The following is a 19,916-nucleotide window of genomic DNA, read 5'->3' on the forward strand; positions in this document are numbered from 1 at the left end:
AGCAAGCAACCGGATCAGAATGGAGGAAAAAACTTATACTGAAAAAAGAAATGGAACCCTCATGAAAAAAATTACACTCTGTTGGCTGGTAGTTTTTTTAGGAATAATGAATGTAATACAGGCGCAATATGTTTACGATTATAAACATACAGCGGATGTTTTTTACAATTCAAGAGATTATTATTCCGCAGCGCAGTATTATAATAAAGCGCTTGGCACTTTCAAGATCAAACCAGAACAGGTATTACCCTATACCCTTGCCGGCTCCGCTCCTCCCAGTGGAAAATTGAAAGATTATCAACAAGTAGTAGCCAGGCTGGCGGAATCTTACCGCCTGTTCTACGACTATGGCAACGCCGAAACCTGGTATGCCCAGCTTGTAGGATTCAATAATCCTGCATTTCCCCAGGCTCGCTACTGGTACGCGGTATGTTTGCGTTTCAATGGGAAATATCAACAGGCATTGGATGAGTTTACCAAATTCAAACAAAGCTATACCGCCGCAGATGAACTGTCTGTAAGAACCCCACTTGAAATTGCCTGTTGCCAGTTCGCCCTGTCAGAAGCTAATAAAGAACCAAGATTTACAATCGTAAAAACATCTGGTAACGTAAATGAAGGAGGCGCTAACTATGCCCCTGTCATATTGGATGGAAGCACGTTAATGTACACATCTTCCCGTTCCGATAATCCACCCTTACCTACCCCTGCTACTAAACAATCCGCTGCCAATAAAAAACAACCTAAGGGTACCCCCTATGTAAACGCATTGTATACTGCTACCGGTAGTGATAATAGTTTTGCTAATAGTCAGAAAGTAAAAATCCCCGCCGCGAAAGGCTATGATCAGGGTGTATCTGCGGTAACACCAGATGGTAACTCGCTTTATCTTACCCGGTGGCAGGTAAAGGACGGTGTAAAACAATCCGCTATTTACCTCAGTACCCGCCAAAACGGGATTTGGTCTGAACCCAAAATACTGGGAGATAATGTAAACGTGCCCGGGTATAATTCTATGCAGCCCTATATCACCGCTGATGGGAAATACCTGTTGTTTGCGTCTAACAGGCCAGGTGGTATGGGAAAAAATGATTTGTGGTATTGTATCATGACCAACGGAGTGCCAGGTGGTGCACGTAACATGGGTACCGCTATTAATACCAAAGATGAAGAACAGGCCCCTTTCTATGATGCAGAAAAAAACCTGCTGGTATTCAGCTCTGATGGCCGTGTAGGTTTAGGAGGACTCGATTTCTTCCAGAGCGAAGGCGATTTCGGTACCTGGTCTATTCCCGTGAATATGGGCAAACCATTGAACTCTCCCAAAGATGATATCTACTATACTGCCCTCGATAATACACATCCTTTCGCTGCAGGCTTTATCAGCTCCGACAGGGAATCAATCTGCTGCCTGGAAGTATTCGGTATTCAGCGTATCCGCAAAATAGCCAGCGGGCTTATTATCGACTGTGATACACAACAACCATTGCAGGGTGCTACAGTTACTCTGGTAGATACCGTAAGAAGGAAAACCATTAAAAAGGTAACCTTAGGTACAAATGGTAGATATACTTTCGAGGTAGATCCACAACGCTATTATAAGATAATAGCTGAGAAAGAAAACTACTTCACCAAAGCACTCTATTTCAATACAGACGAATTGCAACGGGTAGATTCAATGGATAACCCTACCCTATGCCTCAAACACTATGAAGTAGAAAAACCAATTATTCTGAATAATATCTACTACGACTTCAATAAAGCCACGCTCAGAGAAGAATCTAAAGCAGTGCTGGATACCGTGGTAGATATGTTGAAGGACAATCCGAAACTGACCATTGAGATGAGTGCGCATACAGACAGTGTGGGCTCCGTAAAGTATAATGAGAAGTTATCACAGGCACGTGCACAGTCTTGCGTTGATTACCTGATTAGTAAAGGTATTTCAGCAGACAGGCTCATTGCAAAAGGTTATGGTAAGTCAAGACCAATTGCACCGAACTCGCTGCCTAATCATAAAGATAATCCTGAAGGTCGTCAGCTGAATCGTAGAACAGAATTCAAGGTGCTGAAAAGACAAGTACAGGTAAAAGAAGAATACGATAATAGTAGTAGTCAATAGTATTTTTTCCTAAGCACGGTAGTAAACCGATTGCTTCCATATCCTATATTTACCATAGCCGCGCAGCATATGCGCGGCTATTTTATTGGTAACATGCGATGTAGCGGCATGGATATACTTAACATTAAGAACTACCTTATTTCGAGAGAACATAAAATACGCTGCTGGAGCAATTCTTTTAAGCATTGATCATTCAATTGATACTTAACAGGACAATATTTGGTTAAAGTGGGTACAAGAAGGGAAACCCTGTCAGCAAGGATTGAAGTAATGGGACGTGGCTTCAACCCTTTTACTGTAAGCAATACTGAATAATGATTGCCTGCCGCACCAGGAATACGGAGTATTTTCGATTGTGATAACCGAAAAACTACATGTTAAATAAATTATGATAGCAAGTGAACGTATACCGGAACGGTATGTAAGGTGGTGAGAGGAAGTAGTAATGGGAATAATTCCTTTTCTGATTTGTTATGTTAGCAATCCTAATTAAATTAAAAATGATAGCAGGAAAGGCATACCCCGGTAAAGGGATATGCCTGTGATAGTTTTAATGTAAACGCCAGAACGTATTAATTGGTTTTTCCAAACAGGCCAATAGCCAGTGTGTCAGCACCATTCAATACTTTTATGTGAGAAGCAATAGCTAATACATTGTTGTATTTAAAGGCAGTATCTTTTTTGATATCATTTGGCTTGCTTACTTTGATAGTATTCACCTTAGTGAAAATATCTACTTTCTGTGCAGCGCCAGTTCCCTTGAATTCTCCTTTATACAGGGTGTCGGTTACGGGGGTAGTAGGCGTACCGGCAATCAGGTAAACTTTGTGTGTAGCGTCTTTGGTGTTCTTAGCGAGGTTTAATACCACATTTACAGTACTGTCGGTATTTTCAGTCAATGTAAGGTCACCTACTTTTTTATCTTTATCGTCACCTTTAGTACCTTTCAGCTCAAAGGTTTTAGAACGTGGTGTTGGCGGTGTAGGCGCATCATCGTCTTTTTTGCAGGAGGTGAAAGTTATACCCAATGCAGTAGCGAGCACTACTCCTGTCAGGAGCGTGTTTTTGTTAAACATAAGCATGATTTCAGTTTTATAAGAGTTTTTAAGATGGCGATTTTCACAGTTGTAGTCTTACAACTTATGTTGATCTTGAGATTTTTTGTTTGTAATCGTTTTTAATATAGGTCTTCAGCGCTTACTGTAGATGTTAAACGAGGCTTGAAATAAAAAGTTACAGCTATAAGTAGAAATTTTTTTAAATGTTTATTTTAATCTTATGTAATCCTTGCTGGCAAAGAGTTGCAGAGAAGATATAATTTTTTACTTAGAGCATGGTAACTATAACTGCATGTTTAACCACGTAGTTTTTTGCAAGATAATTTTTCTTACAAGCGCATTTTGCGGATTCAAAAATTCAACTACATTTGTAACGCATCAGATGATGCGCCAACTTGATGGTAATATGAAAAAGTAATTAGACCACGGTACTTCCGTTTGTCGCCCTCCCACTTCTGTTTTTCATATCTGCAATGCTGTTATAGCGTTGTTGCTCTATTTATTTTCAAATTTATTGTATGCATATTTTTAGGAAGAGGCTATTTGGCGTAGCCCGTTTCTTTCAATTATTTAAGATAGCTGTTACCGGTAGTGAAAAAGAATTTACAACAGGTAGTATCAATCGCGCTATTTTCTTACTCTCTATTCCGATGATCCTGGAAATGGCCATGGAATCACTTTTTGCGGTGGTAGATATTTATTTTGTTAGCCATTTAGGTGTAAATGCGATTACTACCGTAGGATTAACAGAGTCGGTATTGTCATTGGTGTATACTGGTGCCATGGGCCTGAGTATGGCGGCTACGGCTATGATTGCCAGGCGAACCGGAGAGAAAGATCCGGATGGTGCTGCACATGCTGCTGTACAGGCATTATACCCCGGCCTGATGATTGCGATTGTGATAGGTATAATTGGGTTATTTTTTTCGAAAGATATATTACTATTGATGGGTGCTGCCAAAGAAGTGGCTGACTACGGGGTGGTATATACGAAAATTGTGCTCGGCGGAAATATTGTTGTCATTCTCCTATTTCTGATCAATGGTATTTTTCGTGGGGCAGGTGATGCCGCACTGGCGATGAGAACATTGTGGATTGCCAACGGGTTAAATATTTTACTTTGTCCGTTGTTGATTTCTGGTTGGGGACCCATTCCGGCGTTAGGGTTGGAAGGCGCTGCTATTGCTACACTTATAGGCAGAGGTGTTGGCGTAACTTATCAATTATATCACCTGGCAAAGGGGAAAGGCCTGATACGAATCGCAAAGCGTCATCTGGCGCCAGCCTGGTCACTGATTGGTGCCATCTTGAAAATAGCGATGGGAGCAACGGCTCAAATGTTGATTGCATCCGCCAGTTGGATTTTCCTGGTGCGCATCATTTCTCATTTTGGAAAGGATGCAGTAGCGGGGTATACAATTGCCATCCGGGTGGTTATTTTTACCATTTTACCTGCGTGGGGAATGGCCAATGCCGCTGCTGCATTGGTTGGGCAAAACCTGGGGGCCCGGCAACCGGAGCGGGCGGCTACATCTGCATGGCGGGCGGCGTTCTTCAACATGATTTTCCTCGCTATAGTGGCGGTTGTGTTTATGACCGGAGCTCCCACTATCATCGGTTTCTTTACTGACAATGCTGATGTGAAAGCCATGGCGGTACAATGTCTTAAACTCATGAGCGGAGGTTACATTTTTTATGCTTTCGGGATGGTGTTAACCCAAGCTTTTAATGGTGCTGGCGATACCCGAACTCCGATGTTAATTAACCTCTTTGCGATGTGGATGTTTCAAATGCCCCTGGCCTATACCCTTTCTGTTGTACTGAAGGTGGGCCCTGAAGGGGTGATATGGGCGATGGTGCTGGCTGATTCAGCAGCTGCTGTAGCAGCTATCCTGTTGTTTCGTCGAGGGGCCTGGAAGGCAGTAAAGATTTAGCTTTCCGCTTTCTATATAAGTAGTTACCTTTGCCTGGTTTTGTATTAAATTTAAAAATAATAAAATTAACTAAATAGCATGTCACTCACGGTTGTAGGCACTATGGCGTTCGATGAAATCGAAACCCCCTTTGGTAAATCAGGTAAAATCATTGGTGGATCCGCCACTTACATTGCCTGGGCTGCGTCTAACTTTGTTCAGCCAATTAACCAGGTATCTGTAATCGGGGAAGATTTCCCGCAATCAGAACTGGATGCACTGGCTGCAAAAGGTGTAGCACTGGACGGCGTACAACACAAACCGGGAGAGAAAACTTTCTATTGGTCAGGAAAGTACCACATGGACATGAATACCCGCGATTCACTGGCAACCGAATTGAATGTACTGGCCGATTTTAAGCCGGTTATTCCTGAAAGCTACCAGGGAAGCGAATTCCTGATTTTGGGTAACCTCACTCCACAGGTGCAAATGAGCGTACTGGACCAGTTAAAAGTACGTCCTAAGCTGATTGTGATGGACACCATGAACTTCTGGATGGAAGTAGCCCTGGATGATCTGCTGAAAGTATTAAAAAGAGTAGACGTGCTGATGGTAAATGATGGAGAAGCCCGGCAGCTGAGTGGTGAGTATTCCCTGGTGAAAGCAGCCCGTAAAATCATGTCTATGGGCCCTCGTTACCTGATTATTAAGAAAGGAGAACACGGCGCACTGTTATTCTACGAAAACCATGTATTCTTTGCACCTGCTATGCCACTGGATGATGTATATGATCCAACCGGTGCTGGTGATACTTTCGCTGGTGGTTTCATTGGTCACCTGGCTAAAACAAAAGATATTTCTTTCGAAAATATGAAGACCGCTATCATTGTGGGTTCTGCAATGGCATCTTTCTGCGTGGAAAAATTCGGTACAGAACGTATCCGCGAAATTACACAGGAAGATATCTCTGCCCGCCTGGAACAGTTCGTGCAGCTGGTTAATTTCGATATAGACCTCGTATAGCGGAAAGCAGAAAGCAGAAAGCAAAAAGCTATTGAAGCGAATGATAAGCGCAGATGAGTAACTTAAATACTCGCGCTTATCATTCGCTTCAATAGCTTTTTGCTTTATGCTTTCCGCTTTCTGCTTATTTGTAAATGCTATTCAAAACAGCGGCCAGTCTCAGCCCTCCTTTCAGTAATTGTTGGTTCAGGTCAGCTATAAAAACATAGTTGTAGCGATAGCTGAGTTTAGAATCCGGTTTAGTGTAGCCATAAACCCTGTCGGCCAGCAAATGCGACTCAAACATCCAGTCGGCAACAGAACCCTGTTGCAAACGCTTTATTTCGGCTGCAGAAGCAATATTCAGGGCTTTGGTATATTCCGTATAACTTAGTTGTTGAAAATCGATCAGTTGTTCATCCCATACCCGGTGCAGGTTAGAGGCTTTATCGAACCACATCACATTGATTTTGTTGCCGCCCATATCTTCATCACGACCCACATGCAACGGCTGATGCATATCTCCCATCAAATGTACCAGGAAGGTGAGGGCAAATAAGTGCTTTTCCTTTGCCATGGTCTTGTTTTTCAGATCTTTAATCATGGCGTCAGTTTCGGTATACAGGTTTTCACCGGTAGCTGCTGCCAGTAACTGGTTGAATTGCTCGCGTTCAATACCAGCGGGGAAGTCGAGGTAATGCCAGGCACTGGTATGATCATATTGGTGAGTGGTATCAGACTTAATAAAGTCTGGCCAGTTGGCAATCATCGCCATGCTTTGTGGTCCCAGGATCTTCGTAACGGCTTTACGGGCTTTCGGGGTCAGGTGGAGCCAGGCAATTTCGGCAACAATCCGGTGACCATTAGGCCCCCAGGCAAAAGAGGCAAGTGGAAGCAGGAAGGCCACTACCAGGCCCATTAAAATTTTTTTTCTCATAAGTCTGTCCTTGATATAAACCGTAAAATTAAAGCTTCTTTTTTAACACTTTAACTTCCTTATTCTTTAGTATTTTTACAGATACTGCTCAAATATCATTTCAATATGCCTTTTAGTATCCATGCACCATATTCTCCGGCCGGGGACCAGCCGGAAGCTATTAAACAGTTAACCGAAGGCCTCAATGCAGGAGAGCCATTTCAAACCCTGCTGGGGGTAACCGGTTCAGGGAAAACCTACACCGTAGCCAATGTAATACAACAGGTACAACGCCCTACCCTCGTTTTGACACATAACAAAACCCTGGTAGCACAGCTGTACGGCGAATTCAGACAGTTTTTCCCCGATAATGCGGTGGAATATTATGTATCCTATTACGACTATTACCAACCGGAAGCTTATATGCCGGTGAGTGATACCTATATAGAGAAAGATCTGGCCATCAACGAGGAATTGGATAAACTCCGGTTGAAAACCACCGCCAACCTGCTTTCCGGTCGGCGCGATATTATTGTGGTAGCCAGCGTGTCCTGTATCTATGGTATTGGTAACCCTACCGATTACGAAAACGGGATTATCCGGATCCAGAAAGGACAGACCCTGAGCCGCAATATATTGTTACACGGACTGGTAAATTCCCTGTATAGCCGTACTACGGCTGATTTCAACAGGGGTAATTTCCGGGTAAAAGGAGATACGGTAGATATTAACCTACCTTATGTGGATTATGGCTACCGGATTACTTTTTTTGGAGATGAGATAGAAGAAATAGAAACCATTGATGTACAAAACAGCAAACGTATTACCGTGGTGGACAGTGCGGCCATTTTCCCGGCTAATATGTACCTGGCGCCAAAAGATATGATGCAGCAGATCATTTATGAAATACAGGATGAACTGAAAGCACAGGTGGAATATTTTAAAGCGAATGGTAAACTGATAGAAGCACAACGCTTATCCGAACGGGTGAACTATGATGTGGAAATGATCCGTGAACTCGGCTATTGTAGCGGTATTGAAAACTATTCCCGGTTCCTGGACCGTCGGAAGCCTGGTGCAAGGCCTTTCTGCCTGTTGGATTATTTCCCGGACGACTTCCTGTTGGTAATAGATGAGAGTCACGTTACCATTCCGCAAATTGGTGCCATGTATGGTGGCGACCGTTCCCGTAAGCTAAACCTGGTAGAATTTGGGTTCCGTTTACCATCAGCTATGGATAACCGTCCGCTTAATTTTTATGAATTTGAAAACCTGGTGAACCAGGCCATTTTTGTGAGCGCTACCCCCGGTGACTATGAACTGAAGAAAACAGAGGGCGTGGTAGTAGAGCAAGTGGTACGTCCTACGGGCTTGCTGGAACCGCCTATTGAAGTAAGGCCCAGTGTAAACCAGGTAGATGACCTGTTGGAAGAAATAGATAAACGGGTGCTGAAGGGCGACCGTGTGTTGGTAACCACCCTCACGAAGCGCATGGCGGAAGAAATGGATAAATACCTGGGACGTATTAATATTAAGTCGCGTTACATTCACTCAGAAGTAGATACCCTGGAGCGTATAGAAATTTTGCGCGATCTGCGGTTGGGTAATATAGATGTCTTAGTAGGGGTAAACCTGTTGAGAGAGGGATTGGATTTGCCGGAAGTATCGCTGGTAGCCATCCTGGATGCGGATAAGGAAGGTTTCCTGCGCGATGAGCGTTCCCTGACGCAAACGGCGGGTCGTGCGGCCCGTAACGTAGATGGGTTGGTGATCTTTTATGCAGATACCATTACAGAGAGCATGCAGCGTACCATGGATGAAACAGATCGCCGCCGGGAAAAGCAGGTGGCTTTTAACCTGGCACATAATATTACGCCCAAAACGGTGCGGAAAAGCAAGGAGCAAATCCTGGGACAAACGTCTGTACTGGAAATTAAGCACTTCGATGAGAACTCTCCGATGGCTATACATGATGAAGTGCAGCTGGTAGCGGAAGATGCGATGGAATATGCGAAATCTTCTGCTGCTGCGGGGAAAACGATTCCGCAAATGGAGAAATCTATTGCTAAGGTGAAGAAAGATATGGAGAAGGCGGCCCGTGATCTTGATTTTATGGAAGCGGCCCGTTTAAGGGATCAGATGTTTGCTATGGAGCGAGAATTGTTAGAAATGAAACAATAGTTGACTCCGCCCCGGAATAATGTTACATAGAATTATTTGTAATATGTTTGAGCTGTTTTTCTTATTGAATTGATAAATATGTAATTTATAATTGATTATTCATCAGGTGTTTGTGTGGGTCATTTCTACTTTACTGTAACACGTACACCTGGTGAATTTAAAAATTGTTAACCTTTCATTCAATATTTAATAATTAATTAATAATCATTTAGTTATGGCATATTTTTCTTTATTTGAAAAGACGATATGATGAAAAAGCATAATTAATATTATTATTTATTATTATATAATTGACTTAATCCTAAATATCCTACCGTTCATTCAAATATTTCTATTTTTAGCGCCTTCTATTTGATGTTTTAAATTTCAGATCTACTTTTATTTAAGAAATTTAAAAATCAAACGCTATGAAGAAAATATCACTTCAGGACTACCTGCCCTTCATTTTCCTTGCGATTGTTGCAATTATTGGAATTTTTATCCCATCCCTACCGAATTTTGCAGATACCAGTAAATATAATTCTGCTGATATTGCCTGGATCCTGGTAGCGTCTTCCCTGGTATTTTTGATGACCCCTGGTTTGTCCTTCTTTTACGGAGGCATGGTAAATAAGAAGAATGTTATTTCTACCATGATGCAAAGCTTCATTGCAACAGGCCTCATCAGCGTAGTATGGCTGGTTGTTGGTTTTAGTCTGGCGTTTGGTAAATCTCACGGAGGACTCATTGGAGATCCACGTACATTCTTTATGTTCCAGAATGTAAGCTCAAGTGCTCCATGGAGCCTGGCACCCTCTATCCCGCTGTTGCTGTTTGCACTCTTCCAGATGAAGTTTGCCATCATCACCCCGGCCCTGGTAGTAGGTGCAGTAGCGGAAAGAATCCGTTTTACTTCCTATGTATTGTTCATGGTGTTGTTTAGCTTATTAGTATATGCACCTATTGCGCACTGGACCTGGCATCCGGATGGTATCCTGTTTAAATTAGGCGTACTGGATTTTGCAGGAGGTACCGTGGTACACATTACAGCAGGTTGTGCTGCACTGGCTGGTGCATTGGTACTGAAAAGAAGAAAAGATCATATTGAGAAGAAAGAACTGCAACCAGCAAACATTCCGTTTGTGTTACTGGGTACTGGTTTACTGTGGTTTGGCTGGTTCGGATTTAACGCAGGATCTGCATTAGCAGCTAACGCCCTCGCTGCATCTGCTTTTGCTACCACTAACACCGCTACTGCTGCTGCAGGTTTATCATGGGTGTTTTTTGATGTAATTCGTGGTAGAAAGCCATCAGCGCTTGGTTTCTGCATCGGTGCAGTAGTTGGTCTGGTGGCCATTACACCTGCTGCCGGGTTTGTAGCTATCCCACAAAGTATATTTATCGGTTTCATTGCTGCTATCATTTCTAATGTGGCAGTACACTGGAAATCAAAAACCAGCATCGACGATACCCTCGATGTATTCCCTTGCCATGGCCTGGGTGGTATGGTAGGCATGTTGCTCACCGGTATCTTTGCTACCAAAACAATCAATGATGCCGGCAACAATGGCTGGTTATATGGAAACTTTGATTTGTTTAAAAACCAGGTGATCGGCTTGCTGCTGGTAGTGGCTTATAGCTTCACTGTCTCCTATGGTATCTTTAAACTCATCAACTTTATTCACCCACTGCGTGTATCAGAAGAAGAAGAAGAACTGGGACTGGATGTTACACAACACAACGAAAACTATCATCCTTCCCTGATCAGCGTTTCTGATAATGGCTCGCTGAAAGAAGAAGATGAACTGGTACACTCCTGAAGCGTGTTAGCGATCAGGCAGGAATTACCGCTCGCTGAATTCGATCTTTATCAACTTTATTAAACATATACTTTATGTTGTAAGAACCTGGAATGGATAATTGGTAGCTAAATCGCTGTAAATAAGTGAAACTCGCACCAATCATTAGCAACCGATTATCCATTCCTTCTATTCTGATTGTAGCATCATCAGAAAGCACGCGTACACCCTCCCCGAAACAATCCGAAAGCAAGGCAAGGCCGCATTAGTACATACATTTTATCAACCAAACTTATAAGTATGAAAAGAATGTTAACGACCTTATTTGTTATGGGCAGCAGTCTCGTTGCCATGTCCCAATCGACCACGGATACCACCACTGCACCTGCTTTTAAATTGTCCGGATCCGCAGATGTATATTATAAGTACAATTTAAACGGCAACAATACAGATAATAAAACCAGTTTTACTAATTCACATAATTCTTTCGAATTAGGAATGGTGTCTCTCAAAGTAGAACATGGATTTAAAAAAGGAAGTATTGTTGCTGACCTGGGATTTGGTAAAAGAGCAGGAGAATTTTCTTATAATGATGCCCCCGGCTCCTCAAATGGGTTATCCATGGCTATCAAACAGTTGTATGTGGCTTATCAGTTAACTGATAAAATAAAAGTAAGCCTGGGTAGTTTTGCTACGCACATCGGGTACGAATTGGTTGATGCCTATGCCAACAGAAATTATAGCATGAGTTACATGTTTAGTTACGGTCCTTTTTTTAATACGGGAGTTAAAGCAGACATCGCGATCACATCTTCTTTAAGCGCCATGGTGGGCGTATTCAATCCTACTGACCTGAAATCAGTTACCCAGAACAGCCACAAATACATTGGTGCACAACTGGGCTTCGCTCCTGCTGAAACACCCATTAAATTGTACCTCAACTACCTGGAAGGGAAAGACACCTTTGGTATCCAAAATCACCAGGTAGACCTGGTAGCCACTTACCAGATCAATAAAGTAGTAGGTTTGGGTTATAATGCTACCTACAGCACTTATTCAGATACACGTGTACCCAAAAGTACCCGCGAAAATGCAAAGTGGTGGGGTAATGCACTGTACGTAAATCTTGACTTTACAGATAAAGTGGGACTCACCCTACGCGGCGAATACTTCAGTGATAAAGATGGACTGAAAGTTTTCAGCGCCGTGCCTGGTGGCGGAAATGTGGTAGCCGGTACACTTACTTTAAATTACAAGGTAGGAAACCTTACTATTATGCCGGAGTTCAGATTGGATAAAGCATCAGTAGATATATTCAGTAAATCTGATGGGAAACCCTATGATATGACATCCAATGTATTGTTAGCCGCCACATATCATTTCTAGCAGAAAGCGTAAAGCAGAAAGCAAAAAGCTATTAAAGCGAATAATGAAAGCGGATAAGTATTTAGATACTCGATCCCATTATTCGCTTTAATAGCTTTTTGCTTTCTGCTTTACGCTTTCTGCTCTTTGTATTATCTTGGGATTAAAATAGAATAATGATGTTGCAACCGTCCACGTTAAAATTTTTAAAGTTGCTCAAATTAAATAATAATAAAATTTGGTTTGATGAGCACAGAACCGAATATTTAGCAGCAAAAGATGATTTTGAAAGCATGGTACAACAACTCATAGATGGGTTGGCTAAACAGGATGCCACTGTGCAGGGGTTACAGGTGAAAGATTGTGTATATCGTATTTATAAGGATGTTCGGTTTTCAAAGGATAAAACACCCTATAAAACTAACCTGGGGGCAGCCTTTCAACCCGGTGGTAAGAAATCAACATTGGCGGGTTATTATTTTCAACTGGAACCGGGAGGAAATAGTTTTGCTGGTGGCGGCATCTGGATGCCGGCTGCACCAGATCTGAAAAAAATCAGGCAAGAAATAGATTATAATTTCCAGGAATTTGAACAGATTATTTCTAATAAAGAATTCATCAAACATTTTGGAAAGGTAGATGGGGATGCATTAAAAACAGCTCCGCAGGGATATCAGCCGGATAATCCCGCTATTGCATACCTGAAGCTGAAAAGCGTATTGGTATCACGTCCCGTTACAGACGAAGCCTGTACGCAGCCATCTATTGTAAGAGAAATACTGAAAACATTTGCGGTAATGCAGCCTTTAATCCGGTTTCTTAACCGGGCAATGGACTAACATAAAAGTGGTTTATTAGTTTATAAAAGTGATTACATCTTCCATAAACCAATAAACCACACTTCCTGGTTTCATCCAGGATTAATTCTTGTGAATCAGGAATTCGAACGGACGAGCTTTACGATTCTTTAAAAGATTTTCTTTGTCCGTACGCGCGTGGGCAAAACGTTGATTATAAACATTCGCCACCTCAATAATCGGTATAATTCCGTCCAAAGTATCCTGCTGATCAACAATATTCATGATCCGGGATACCTGTGAAGAGAAATTGGTGCTCCACTCTTCGGTGAACTTGTGCATCAACAGAAGTTCGCGATTGGTGTTGGTTTTCATAGGACTTAAGGGTGTTTTCTGATTAGAAAATAACGAAAAATACCGGCATCTCTAAAATTGGACTACTCTTCTTTTTCAAAGAGTTTTAGTTGGCATAGGATTATTGTTTCCAAAATTGGATTTTATCCCGCACAAATCAATACTACTTCCGTGTAATTTTTAAGCTTTTTGTGTTATCGTTTTATGAATCGCATAAAAAAGAGCAAGCGATAACGCGCTTGCTCTTAATGAGTTATAGATGTATTTTCGTATAGTCATCTGCGGGAGATGCATTTAGGGGTATTTTAACCCCTTAATTACATAGCACAACAGTATGATTACAGCCAATGCTTACCACTGAGATATTCCGCAATTTGTACCGCGTTAGTAGCAGCACCCTTACGCAGGTTGTCTGCCACAATCCACATATTCACCGTTTTAGGCTGTGTTTCATCCCTGCGGATACGACCTACAAACACTTCATCTTTATCGTGTGCATCTTTAGGCATTGGATACAATGCTTTAGACGGATCATCTACCACAATCACACCTGGTGTTTCCGCCAGGATGGCACGTATGTCTGCCACTTCGTATTCGTTTTCAAACTCAATGTTCACTGACTCACTATGACCACCCATTACCGGAATACGTACAGTCGTAGCCGTTACCAGGATGCTGTCATCTCCCATAATCTTCTTCGTTTCGTTCACCATCTTCATCTCTTCTTTCGTATAGCCGTTATCGAGAAATACGTCTATCTGCGGAATAACATTCAGATCTATCGGATGAGCATATGCCATTTCACCGGTAATGCCTTGTCTTTCATTCATTAACTGCGTTACCGCCTTTACACCGGTACCAGTTACAGACTGATAAGTAGATACTACTACTCTCTTAATTTTATATTTCTCGTGCAATGGTTTCAAAACCAACACCATCTGAATAGTGGAACAGTTAGGATTGGCAATGATTTTATCATCACGGGTAATGGCATCACCATTTACTTCCGGTACTACCAGTTTCTTGGTAGGATCCATTCTCCACGCACTGGAATTGTCAATTACGGTAATACCCGCTGCCGCAAATTTAGGCGCCCATTCCAGGGATGTGCTACCACCGGCAGAAAAGATCGCCACATTAGGCTGCATGGAAATCGCCGTTTCAGCATTTACCACCTTCCAGGTCTTGCCCTTAAATGTTACTTCCTTACCTACGGACTTCTCAGAAGCCACTGGAATCAATTCAGTAACGGGAAAATTTCTTTCCGTTAACACTTGTAACATTTTTGAGCCTACCAATCCGGTCGCTCCTACTACGGCAACTTTCATTTGTTTTTACATTTTTAATTTTGGAAGCCCAAAATTAATATATAGCAAGCGCTTTTCATAGCACTAAGATTTTTTTTTACCGTTTACACGGCATTAACAGGCCGTAATATTTTGAATGTTAAGTTTGAAGCCCATAAAACCCAAAATATATGAGGATGCCCATTGTTTGTGGCTGCATACTGTTGCAGGCCCTGACTGGTTTTACCCAAACCATCAACCGCTATGACGTGATCATACACGAAATAATGCCCAAACCTTCTCCTGTTGCTGGTTTGCCACCGTATGAATATATAGAACTCCGGAATGTAAGCCAGCAGCCGGTTCAATTAAAAAACTGGCGCCTGGCAGTGAATAAGCGGGAAGTAATGCTGCCGGAATACCTGCTGGCGGCCGACAGCCTGCTGCTGCTTTGCCCTGCTGCTGCGGCGGATAGCTATCATATCTCTAATGTGGGCCGATTGGAACGCTTTCCGGCCATAGCAGATGATACCGCCCTGATAGTGCTGTACAGTCCCTCCGGGAGCGTTATACACGCGGTCAACTACCAGCAGGGCTGGTATGGGCCCACCAGGCCCAAAGGAGGCATCAGCCTGGAAATGATTAACGCTGCTTTGCCCTGTAGTGGTAAAATGAACTGGCGGGCAAGCACTGCCAGCACCGGTGGTACACCTGGTAAAGCCAATGCAGTAGCCGCTGATAGGATAGATGATACCCGGCCGGATCTGCTCTATGCTGCCATAACAGATAGCCTGCATGTACTATTGCAATACAGCAAAACGCTGGATAGCGCCATTGCAGCAGATCCCCGGCATTACCAGCTGAGCGGGGGCATAAAAATAAGCAGCTGTGAAGTACTCCCTCCTTTGTTTACCAATGTACAACTACTGCTTTCCGCGCCCATCCAGGCCACACAAAACTATTGGCTAAATACTACCGGTGTTACCGGTTGTTATCATGAGGAGAGTAACATCTACGCCAATATTGCATTGGGGATGCCGCAACCGCCAGCAGTGCAGGACGTGGTAATTAATGAAATCCTGTTTTATCCACCTCCGGGTGTACCGGAATTTATAGAGGTCTATAACCGCAGCCAGAAAGCCATTGCGCTGAAGGAATTATATTTTGGCGTAAGAAAAGAGGGGAAGCCAGCAGGCTTTAAACCATTAAGCACGGCCGGCCGGCTATTAATGCCGGGGCAATTCCTGGCTATTACAACAGATGCCGCATTGCTATGTCGTCATTACACCTGCAAAGCACCGGAAAATATACAGGAAGTGAGCAGCTTACCGGCTATGCCAATGGCGGCGGGTAACATTATATTATGGCGGGCAGATAGTGTGGTGATAGATGAATTGCCTTACCGGGAAGACCAGCATTTCCCCCTGGCAAGTGCTTTACAGGGCATTTCCCTGGAAAGGCTGCAGTATGATGTTCCTGCCAGCAAGGGAGACAACTGGCATTCTGCTGCGGCTACTGCCGGATATGCCACGCCTGGCGCGCTTAACTCCCAACGCCGGGTGGAAGCAGCGGATTCCCTCAATATTGTACTCGATCCGGCCGCCTTTACCCCGGATAACGATGGAATAGATGATGAAGTGAAAATTTCCTGGCAATTGCCCGGCCCCGGCTATGTGGGAAATATTACCGTCTTTGATATACGAGGCCGGCCCGTACGCTTCCTGGCGCGTAATTTATTATTGGGAAACAACGGATATTTGCAGTGGAATGGAATTGGAGAAAATGCAGTAGTTTTACCATCAGGGATTTATATATTTTTTATAGAGATATTTAATCTCGGCGGACAAGTAAAACACTGGAAACGCACAGTGGTCATGGCACGAAAGTTGACCTGAGCGACTCCCCCGTTGCGGGCTTTTTAGCCATTAAAAATAGCAGCGGTCAATCTATTATAATTATTTATATTTGCGCTTCCTAAAAATTTGAACATGCAGTACAGAGAAATTGTTGCAGTAACCGGATTGGGCGGTTTGTTTCAGTTAGTAGCCAGCAAACAAGATGGCGCCATCGTAAGGTCACTGGAAGATAAAAGTACAAGGTTTGTATCTTCCCGCGTGCATAATTTTACTCCACTGGAAAGTATTGAAGTATTCACTACCGGCGAAAACGTAAACCTGGCTGAAGTATTTAAAGCCATGGATGAAAAAGCAGCGACATTCCCACCTGCAGCAGGTAAAGCAGATAACAATGCTATCAAAGCTTATTTCAAAAACGTATTCCCTGAATTCGATGAAGACAGAGTGTATGTGAGTGATATGAAGAAGATGGTGAAATGGTTCGGTATCCTCAAAGCAAACGATCTGTTGAAATTTGAAGAGATTCTGGCCAATGGTGAAGGTGAAGTAGAAGAAGTGGCAGTAGAAGAAACCGCTGCTCCTGAGAAAAAGAAAAAAGCCGCTCCTGCCGCTGAAGCAGAAGTAGCTACAGAAGAAAAGCCTAAAAAGCCACGTGCTAAAAAGGCTGTAGAAGGCGAAGAAGGTGCCGAAGAAAAAGCGCCTAAAAAAGCCAAAGCAAAGAAAGATGACGCGCCGGCAGCAGAAGGTGAAGAACCTAAAAAAGTTGCTAAGCCACGCAAGAAGAAAACAGAAGAATAGTAAGAACCAGTTATTGGTGAATAATAGATTGTTTTCAACAGCTTAATATTCATTAATAATATTATAGGTCAGGCTTCTATTTACAGAATCGTATTTCTGTAAATAGAAGCCTGAATCGTTTTAGCATTCCGCTTTTTTAACGATTCTTTTAAGCAGATTCGCCCGGCATTCGCACAAAAATTCCTAAATTTCTACATTCGAAAAATTTTAAAATATTTGATAGCATGGATAATTTAAGTGCAGATATAAAAAAACTCCCCCGTCAATTTCTCCCCGAAACTTTTACCGTAACCACCTGGGATACGCTGCAACCCTACTTCGAAGCCCTGGAACAAAGGCCTATTAACAGCGTAGCCGACCTGGAGAAATGGTTGAAAGATATGAGTGAACTGGAAGCAGTTATTAGCGAAGATGCCTGCTGGCGCCAGATTCGCATGACCTGCGATACTAACAGCAAAGAACTCGAAGAAGCATTTACTTACTTCTGCATGGAAATTCAGCCCAAGCTGCAACCCTATGCAGATGCACTCAATAAAAAACTTCTCGACAGCCCCTTCCGCAAAGACCTGGATCAGGATCTCTATAAAACCTACCTCCGCAATGTGGAAAAACAGGTGAAACTGTTCAGGGAAGAAAATATTCCCCTGCAGGCGGAACTAAGCGTAATGGCGCAACAGTACGGTGTTATCTCCGGTAGAATGAGCATTACGGTAAAGGACCAGGAATATACCCTGCAACAAGCCGCGAAATTCCTGGAAAACAGCGATCGCTCCCTGAGAGAAGAAGTATTCACCAAAACGGCTGCACGTCGCCTGGAAGACAGAAAAGCATTAGACGATTTGTATACCGGGCTGGTAGTGAAGCGCGATCAGGTTGCAAAAAATGCAGGCTTCGCCAATTACCGCGATTATAAATTTGAAGAACTGGGTCGTTTCGACTATACTAAAGAAGACGCATTTCAGTTCCACGCTGCTATCAAAGCGCACATTGTACCACTGGTGCAACAAATCCTCGAAAAGCAAAAGGAAAAATTACAACTCGATACGCTGAAGCCCTGGGATACAGAAGCAGAGCCGGTAGGCGTAAAACCATTGGAACCCTTCCAATCCGGCGACGAGCTGGTAAACAAAGCCATTGCTACTTTTGATGAGCTGGGCCCTTTCTTTGGTAACTGCCTCCGGGTAATGAAACAAATGGGACGCCTCGACCTCGAAAGCCGCAAAGGAAAAGCACCAGGCGGTTACAACTGCCCATTGGCGGAAACAGGCGTGCCATTCATCTTTATGAATGCTGCCGGTCAAATGAAAGACCTGACCACCATGGTACACGAAGGTGGCCATGCGGTGCATTCTTTCCTGAGTCATCATTTATCACTCAGCGCTTTCAAAGAGTATCCTATGGAAATAGCAGAAGTGGCCAGCATGAGCATGGAACTCTTTACCATGGATCACTGGAACATTTTCTTTGATGATGCCACCCAACTGCGCCGTGCACGCTTGCAACAACTGGAACGTGCTATCACCATTTTCCCATGGATTGCTACCATCGATAAATTCCAGCATTGGATTTACGAACATCCGCAACACACTACAGAAGAACGCACGGCTAAATGGCTGGAAATTTTGAATGAGTTCTCCCCTGCGGTGGTAGACTGGTCCGGCAATGAAGACTATCGTGCTATTACCTGGCAAAAACAATTACACCTGTTTGAAGTGCCTTTCTATTACATCGAATACGGCATTGCACAACTCGGCGCCATTGCGATGTGGAAACAATATAAAGAAAACAAAACTCAGGCATTGAATAACTACGTACAGGCGTTAAGTTTAGGTAATACCAAAACGCTTCCTGAATTGTACAAAGCAGCAGGCATTAAGTTCGACTTCTCTCCTGCATACGTAAAGGAACTGGCCGATTTCGTAAAAGCAGAAATAGAAAAAATATAAACAAACAAGCATAAAGCGATGGAGGGGAATGGTCAAAGCGAATATTCGCTTCGATCATTCCCCTCCATCGCTTTATGCTTTCCCCTTTTCGCTTTATGCTTTACTTACATGTTTTGCATACCCCACTTACCACCACTTCTACATTATGTGCCGCATAACCTTTAGGGAGATGTATTTGCGGGATGTCTGTATCATCTAAACAGATAGTGGTCCCGCACTCTTCACATTTAAAGTGTATATGATGATCGTGGTGGTGGTGTTCGGAGCACTCCGATTTACATACAGCATAGCGTACAGAAGTGTCGGTAGTAGGTATTTTATGAATGATGCCTTTATCAAGAAAGGTTTGTAAGGTACGGTATACCGTTACGCGGTCGAATGATTTGCCCGCGAGTTTTTCGAAATCGCTGTGTTCCAGCGCACCATTGCTTTTCATGAACAGCTCCAGGATTTTGGTCCTGGTTTCTGTTACGCTCAGTTTACTATCACGTAAAAGACTGCCGATTCGTTCTGTAATTTGTTGTTTAGTCCCCATGATGAAAAA

The 19,916-nt window shown here is 43.1% G+C and carries 15 protein-coding genes; 10 read left to right on the top strand and 5 right to left on the bottom strand.

The genetic code is table 11. The features are described 5' to 3' along the window. Window positions 1-61: 61 nt before the first annotated feature. Window positions 62-2,122: an OmpA family protein gene (locus AC5ZC7_RS30640; RefSeq protein ID WP_496161563.1), complete on the top strand. Its 2,061-nt coding sequence runs from the start codon at window positions 62-64 to the stop codon at window positions 2,120-2,122. A 572-nt stretch (window positions 2,123-2,694) separates the two neighbouring features. Here AC5ZC7_RS30640 and AC5ZC7_RS30645 read toward each other — a convergent pair. Continuing rightward, window positions 2,695-3,204: a hypothetical protein gene (locus AC5ZC7_RS30645; RefSeq protein WP_496161562.1), complete on the bottom strand. Its 510-nt coding sequence runs from the start codon at window positions 3,202-3,204 to the stop codon at window positions 2,695-2,697. A 494-nt stretch (window positions 3,205-3,698) separates the two neighbouring features. On the opposite strand from AC5ZC7_RS30645, the gene AC5ZC7_RS30650 reads away from it, so the two are divergent. Next, on the top strand, window positions 3,699-5,114 hold the full coding sequence (locus AC5ZC7_RS30650; RefSeq protein ID WP_496161561.1) for an MATE family efflux transporter: 1,416 nt from the start codon (window positions 3,699-3,701) through the stop codon (window positions 5,112-5,114). A 78-nt stretch (window positions 5,115-5,192) separates the two neighbouring features. Beyond that, window positions 5,193-6,116: a PfkB family carbohydrate kinase gene (locus tag AC5ZC7_RS30655; protein WP_291919845.1), complete on the top strand. Its 924-nt coding sequence runs from the start codon at window positions 5,193-5,195 to the stop codon at window positions 6,114-6,116. A gap of 124 nt (window positions 6,117-6,240) precedes the next feature. On the opposite strand, the gene AC5ZC7_RS30660 is transcribed toward AC5ZC7_RS30655, so the two are convergent. After that, entirely contained in the window at window positions 6,241-7,032 is a 792-nt protein-coding gene (locus AC5ZC7_RS30660) for a S1/P1 nuclease (protein ID WP_496161560.1), read from the bottom strand. Between the two features lie 105 nt (window positions 7,033-7,137). On the opposite strand from AC5ZC7_RS30660, the gene uvrB reads away from it, so the two are divergent. From uvrB to AC5ZC7_RS30680, 4 genes are all read left to right on the top strand, one after another. Continuing rightward, window positions 7,138-9,192, top strand: a complete 2,055-nt coding sequence (gene uvrB, locus AC5ZC7_RS30665; RefSeq protein WP_496161559.1) for an excinuclease ABC subunit UvrB — start codon at window positions 7,138-7,140, stop codon at window positions 9,190-9,192. A 407-nt stretch (window positions 9,193-9,599) separates the two neighbouring features. Next, window positions 9,600-10,991 (top strand): ammonium transporter, encoded by a 1,392-nt coding sequence (locus tag AC5ZC7_RS30670; RefSeq protein WP_496161558.1) that lies wholly within the window; start codon window positions 9,600-9,602, stop codon window positions 10,989-10,991. 279 nt (window positions 10,992-11,270) lie between these two features. Then, window positions 11,271-12,356, top strand: coding sequence for an outer membrane beta-barrel protein (locus tag AC5ZC7_RS30675; protein ID WP_496161557.1), 1,086 nt, complete (start codon window positions 11,271-11,273; stop codon window positions 12,354-12,356). Between the two features lie 158 nt (window positions 12,357-12,514). Next, the gene (locus tag AC5ZC7_RS30680; protein ID WP_511911613.1) at window positions 12,515-13,174 is read left to right on the top strand and encodes a DUF2461 domain-containing protein; all 660 of its coding nucleotides are present in this window, start codon (window positions 12,515-12,517) and stop codon (window positions 13,172-13,174) included. Between the two features lie 81 nt (window positions 13,175-13,255). On the opposite strand, the gene AC5ZC7_RS30685 is transcribed toward AC5ZC7_RS30680, so the two are convergent. Continuing rightward, a complete protein-coding gene (locus AC5ZC7_RS30685; protein WP_079471700.1) occupies window positions 13,256-13,507 on the bottom strand; it encodes a hypothetical protein in 252 nt (83 codons plus the stop codon). Window positions 13,508-13,824: 317 nt separating this feature from the next. Beyond that, window positions 13,825-14,814 (bottom strand): aspartate-semialdehyde dehydrogenase, encoded by a 990-nt coding sequence (locus tag AC5ZC7_RS30690; protein ID WP_496161555.1) that lies wholly within the window; start codon window positions 14,812-14,814, stop codon window positions 13,825-13,827. Between the two features lie 149 nt (window positions 14,815-14,963). Here AC5ZC7_RS30690 and AC5ZC7_RS30695 point away from each other — a divergent pair, with 149 nt between their 5' ends. The 3 genes from AC5ZC7_RS30695 (at window position 14,964) to AC5ZC7_RS30705 (ending at window position 19,372) form a co-directional block, all read left to right on the top strand. Continuing rightward, window positions 14,964-16,667 carry a lamin tail domain-containing protein gene (locus AC5ZC7_RS30695; RefSeq protein WP_496161554.1) on the top strand — a complete coding sequence of 568 codons (1,704 nt, stop codon included), beginning with the start codon at window positions 14,964-14,966 and terminating at the stop codon, window positions 16,665-16,667. Between the two features lie 93 nt (window positions 16,668-16,760). Next, window positions 16,761-17,426, top strand: a complete 666-nt coding sequence (locus AC5ZC7_RS30700; protein WP_496161553.1) for a DUF5606 family protein — start codon at window positions 16,761-16,763, stop codon at window positions 17,424-17,426. Between the two features lie 224 nt (window positions 17,427-17,650). Continuing rightward, on the top strand, window positions 17,651-19,372 hold the full coding sequence (locus AC5ZC7_RS30705; protein ID WP_496161552.1) for a M3 family oligoendopeptidase: 1,722 nt from the start codon (window positions 17,651-17,653) through the stop codon (window positions 19,370-19,372). Window positions 19,373-19,472: 100 nt separating this feature from the next. On the opposite strand, the gene AC5ZC7_RS30710 is transcribed toward AC5ZC7_RS30705, so the two are convergent. Further along, window positions 19,473-19,907, bottom strand: coding sequence for a transcriptional repressor (locus tag AC5ZC7_RS30710; protein WP_496161551.1), 435 nt, complete (start codon window positions 19,905-19,907; stop codon window positions 19,473-19,475). Between the last annotated feature and the right edge of the window lie 9 nt (window positions 19,908-19,916).

The sequence above is a fragment of the Chitinophaga sp. 9-1-y genome (genome assembly GCF_059511905.2).

What these genes read in the sequence shown, in the direction of transcription:
- AC5ZC7_RS30640 (WP_496161563.1), top strand. Translation starts at nt 62, where the DNA reads ATGAAAAAAATTACACTCTGTTGGCTGGTAGTTTTTTTAGGAATAATG.
- AC5ZC7_RS30645 (WP_496161562.1), bottom strand. Translation starts at nt 3,204, where the DNA reads ATGCTTATGTTTAACAAAAACACGCTCCTGACAGGAGTAGTGCTCGCT.
- AC5ZC7_RS30650 (WP_496161561.1), top strand. Translation starts at nt 3,699, where the DNA reads ATGCATATTTTTAGGAAGAGGCTATTTGGCGTAGCCCGTTTCTTTCAA.
- AC5ZC7_RS30655 (WP_291919845.1), top strand. Translation starts at nt 5,193, where the DNA reads ATGTCACTCACGGTTGTAGGCACTATGGCGTTCGATGAAATCGAAACC.
- AC5ZC7_RS30660 (WP_496161560.1), bottom strand. Translation starts at nt 7,032, where the DNA reads ATGAGAAAAAAAATTTTAATGGGCCTGGTAGTGGCCTTCCTGCTTCCA.
- uvrB (WP_496161559.1), top strand. Translation starts at nt 7,138, where the DNA reads ATGCCTTTTAGTATCCATGCACCATATTCTCCGGCCGGGGACCAGCCG.
- AC5ZC7_RS30670 (WP_496161558.1), top strand. Translation starts at nt 9,600, where the DNA reads ATGAAGAAAATATCACTTCAGGACTACCTGCCCTTCATTTTCCTTGCG.
- AC5ZC7_RS30675 (WP_496161557.1), top strand. Translation starts at nt 11,271, where the DNA reads ATGAAAAGAATGTTAACGACCTTATTTGTTATGGGCAGCAGTCTCGTT.
- AC5ZC7_RS30680 (WP_511911613.1), top strand. Translation starts at nt 12,515, where the DNA reads ATGTTGCAACCGTCCACGTTAAAATTTTTAAAGTTGCTCAAATTAAAT.
- AC5ZC7_RS30685 (WP_079471700.1), bottom strand. Translation starts at nt 13,507, where the DNA reads ATGAAAACCAACACCAATCGCGAACTTCTGTTGATGCACAAGTTCACC.
- AC5ZC7_RS30690 (WP_496161555.1), bottom strand. Translation starts at nt 14,814, where the DNA reads ATGAAAGTTGCCGTAGTAGGAGCGACCGGATTGGTAGGCTCAAAAATG.
- AC5ZC7_RS30695 (WP_496161554.1), top strand. Translation starts at nt 14,964, where the DNA reads ATGAGGATGCCCATTGTTTGTGGCTGCATACTGTTGCAGGCCCTGACT.
- AC5ZC7_RS30700 (WP_496161553.1), top strand. Translation starts at nt 16,761, where the DNA reads ATGCAGTACAGAGAAATTGTTGCAGTAACCGGATTGGGCGGTTTGTTT.
- AC5ZC7_RS30705 (WP_496161552.1), top strand. Translation starts at nt 17,651, where the DNA reads ATGGATAATTTAAGTGCAGATATAAAAAAACTCCCCCGTCAATTTCTC.
- AC5ZC7_RS30710 (WP_496161551.1), bottom strand. Translation starts at nt 19,907, where the DNA reads ATGGGGACTAAACAACAAATTACAGAACGAATCGGCAGTCTTTTACGT.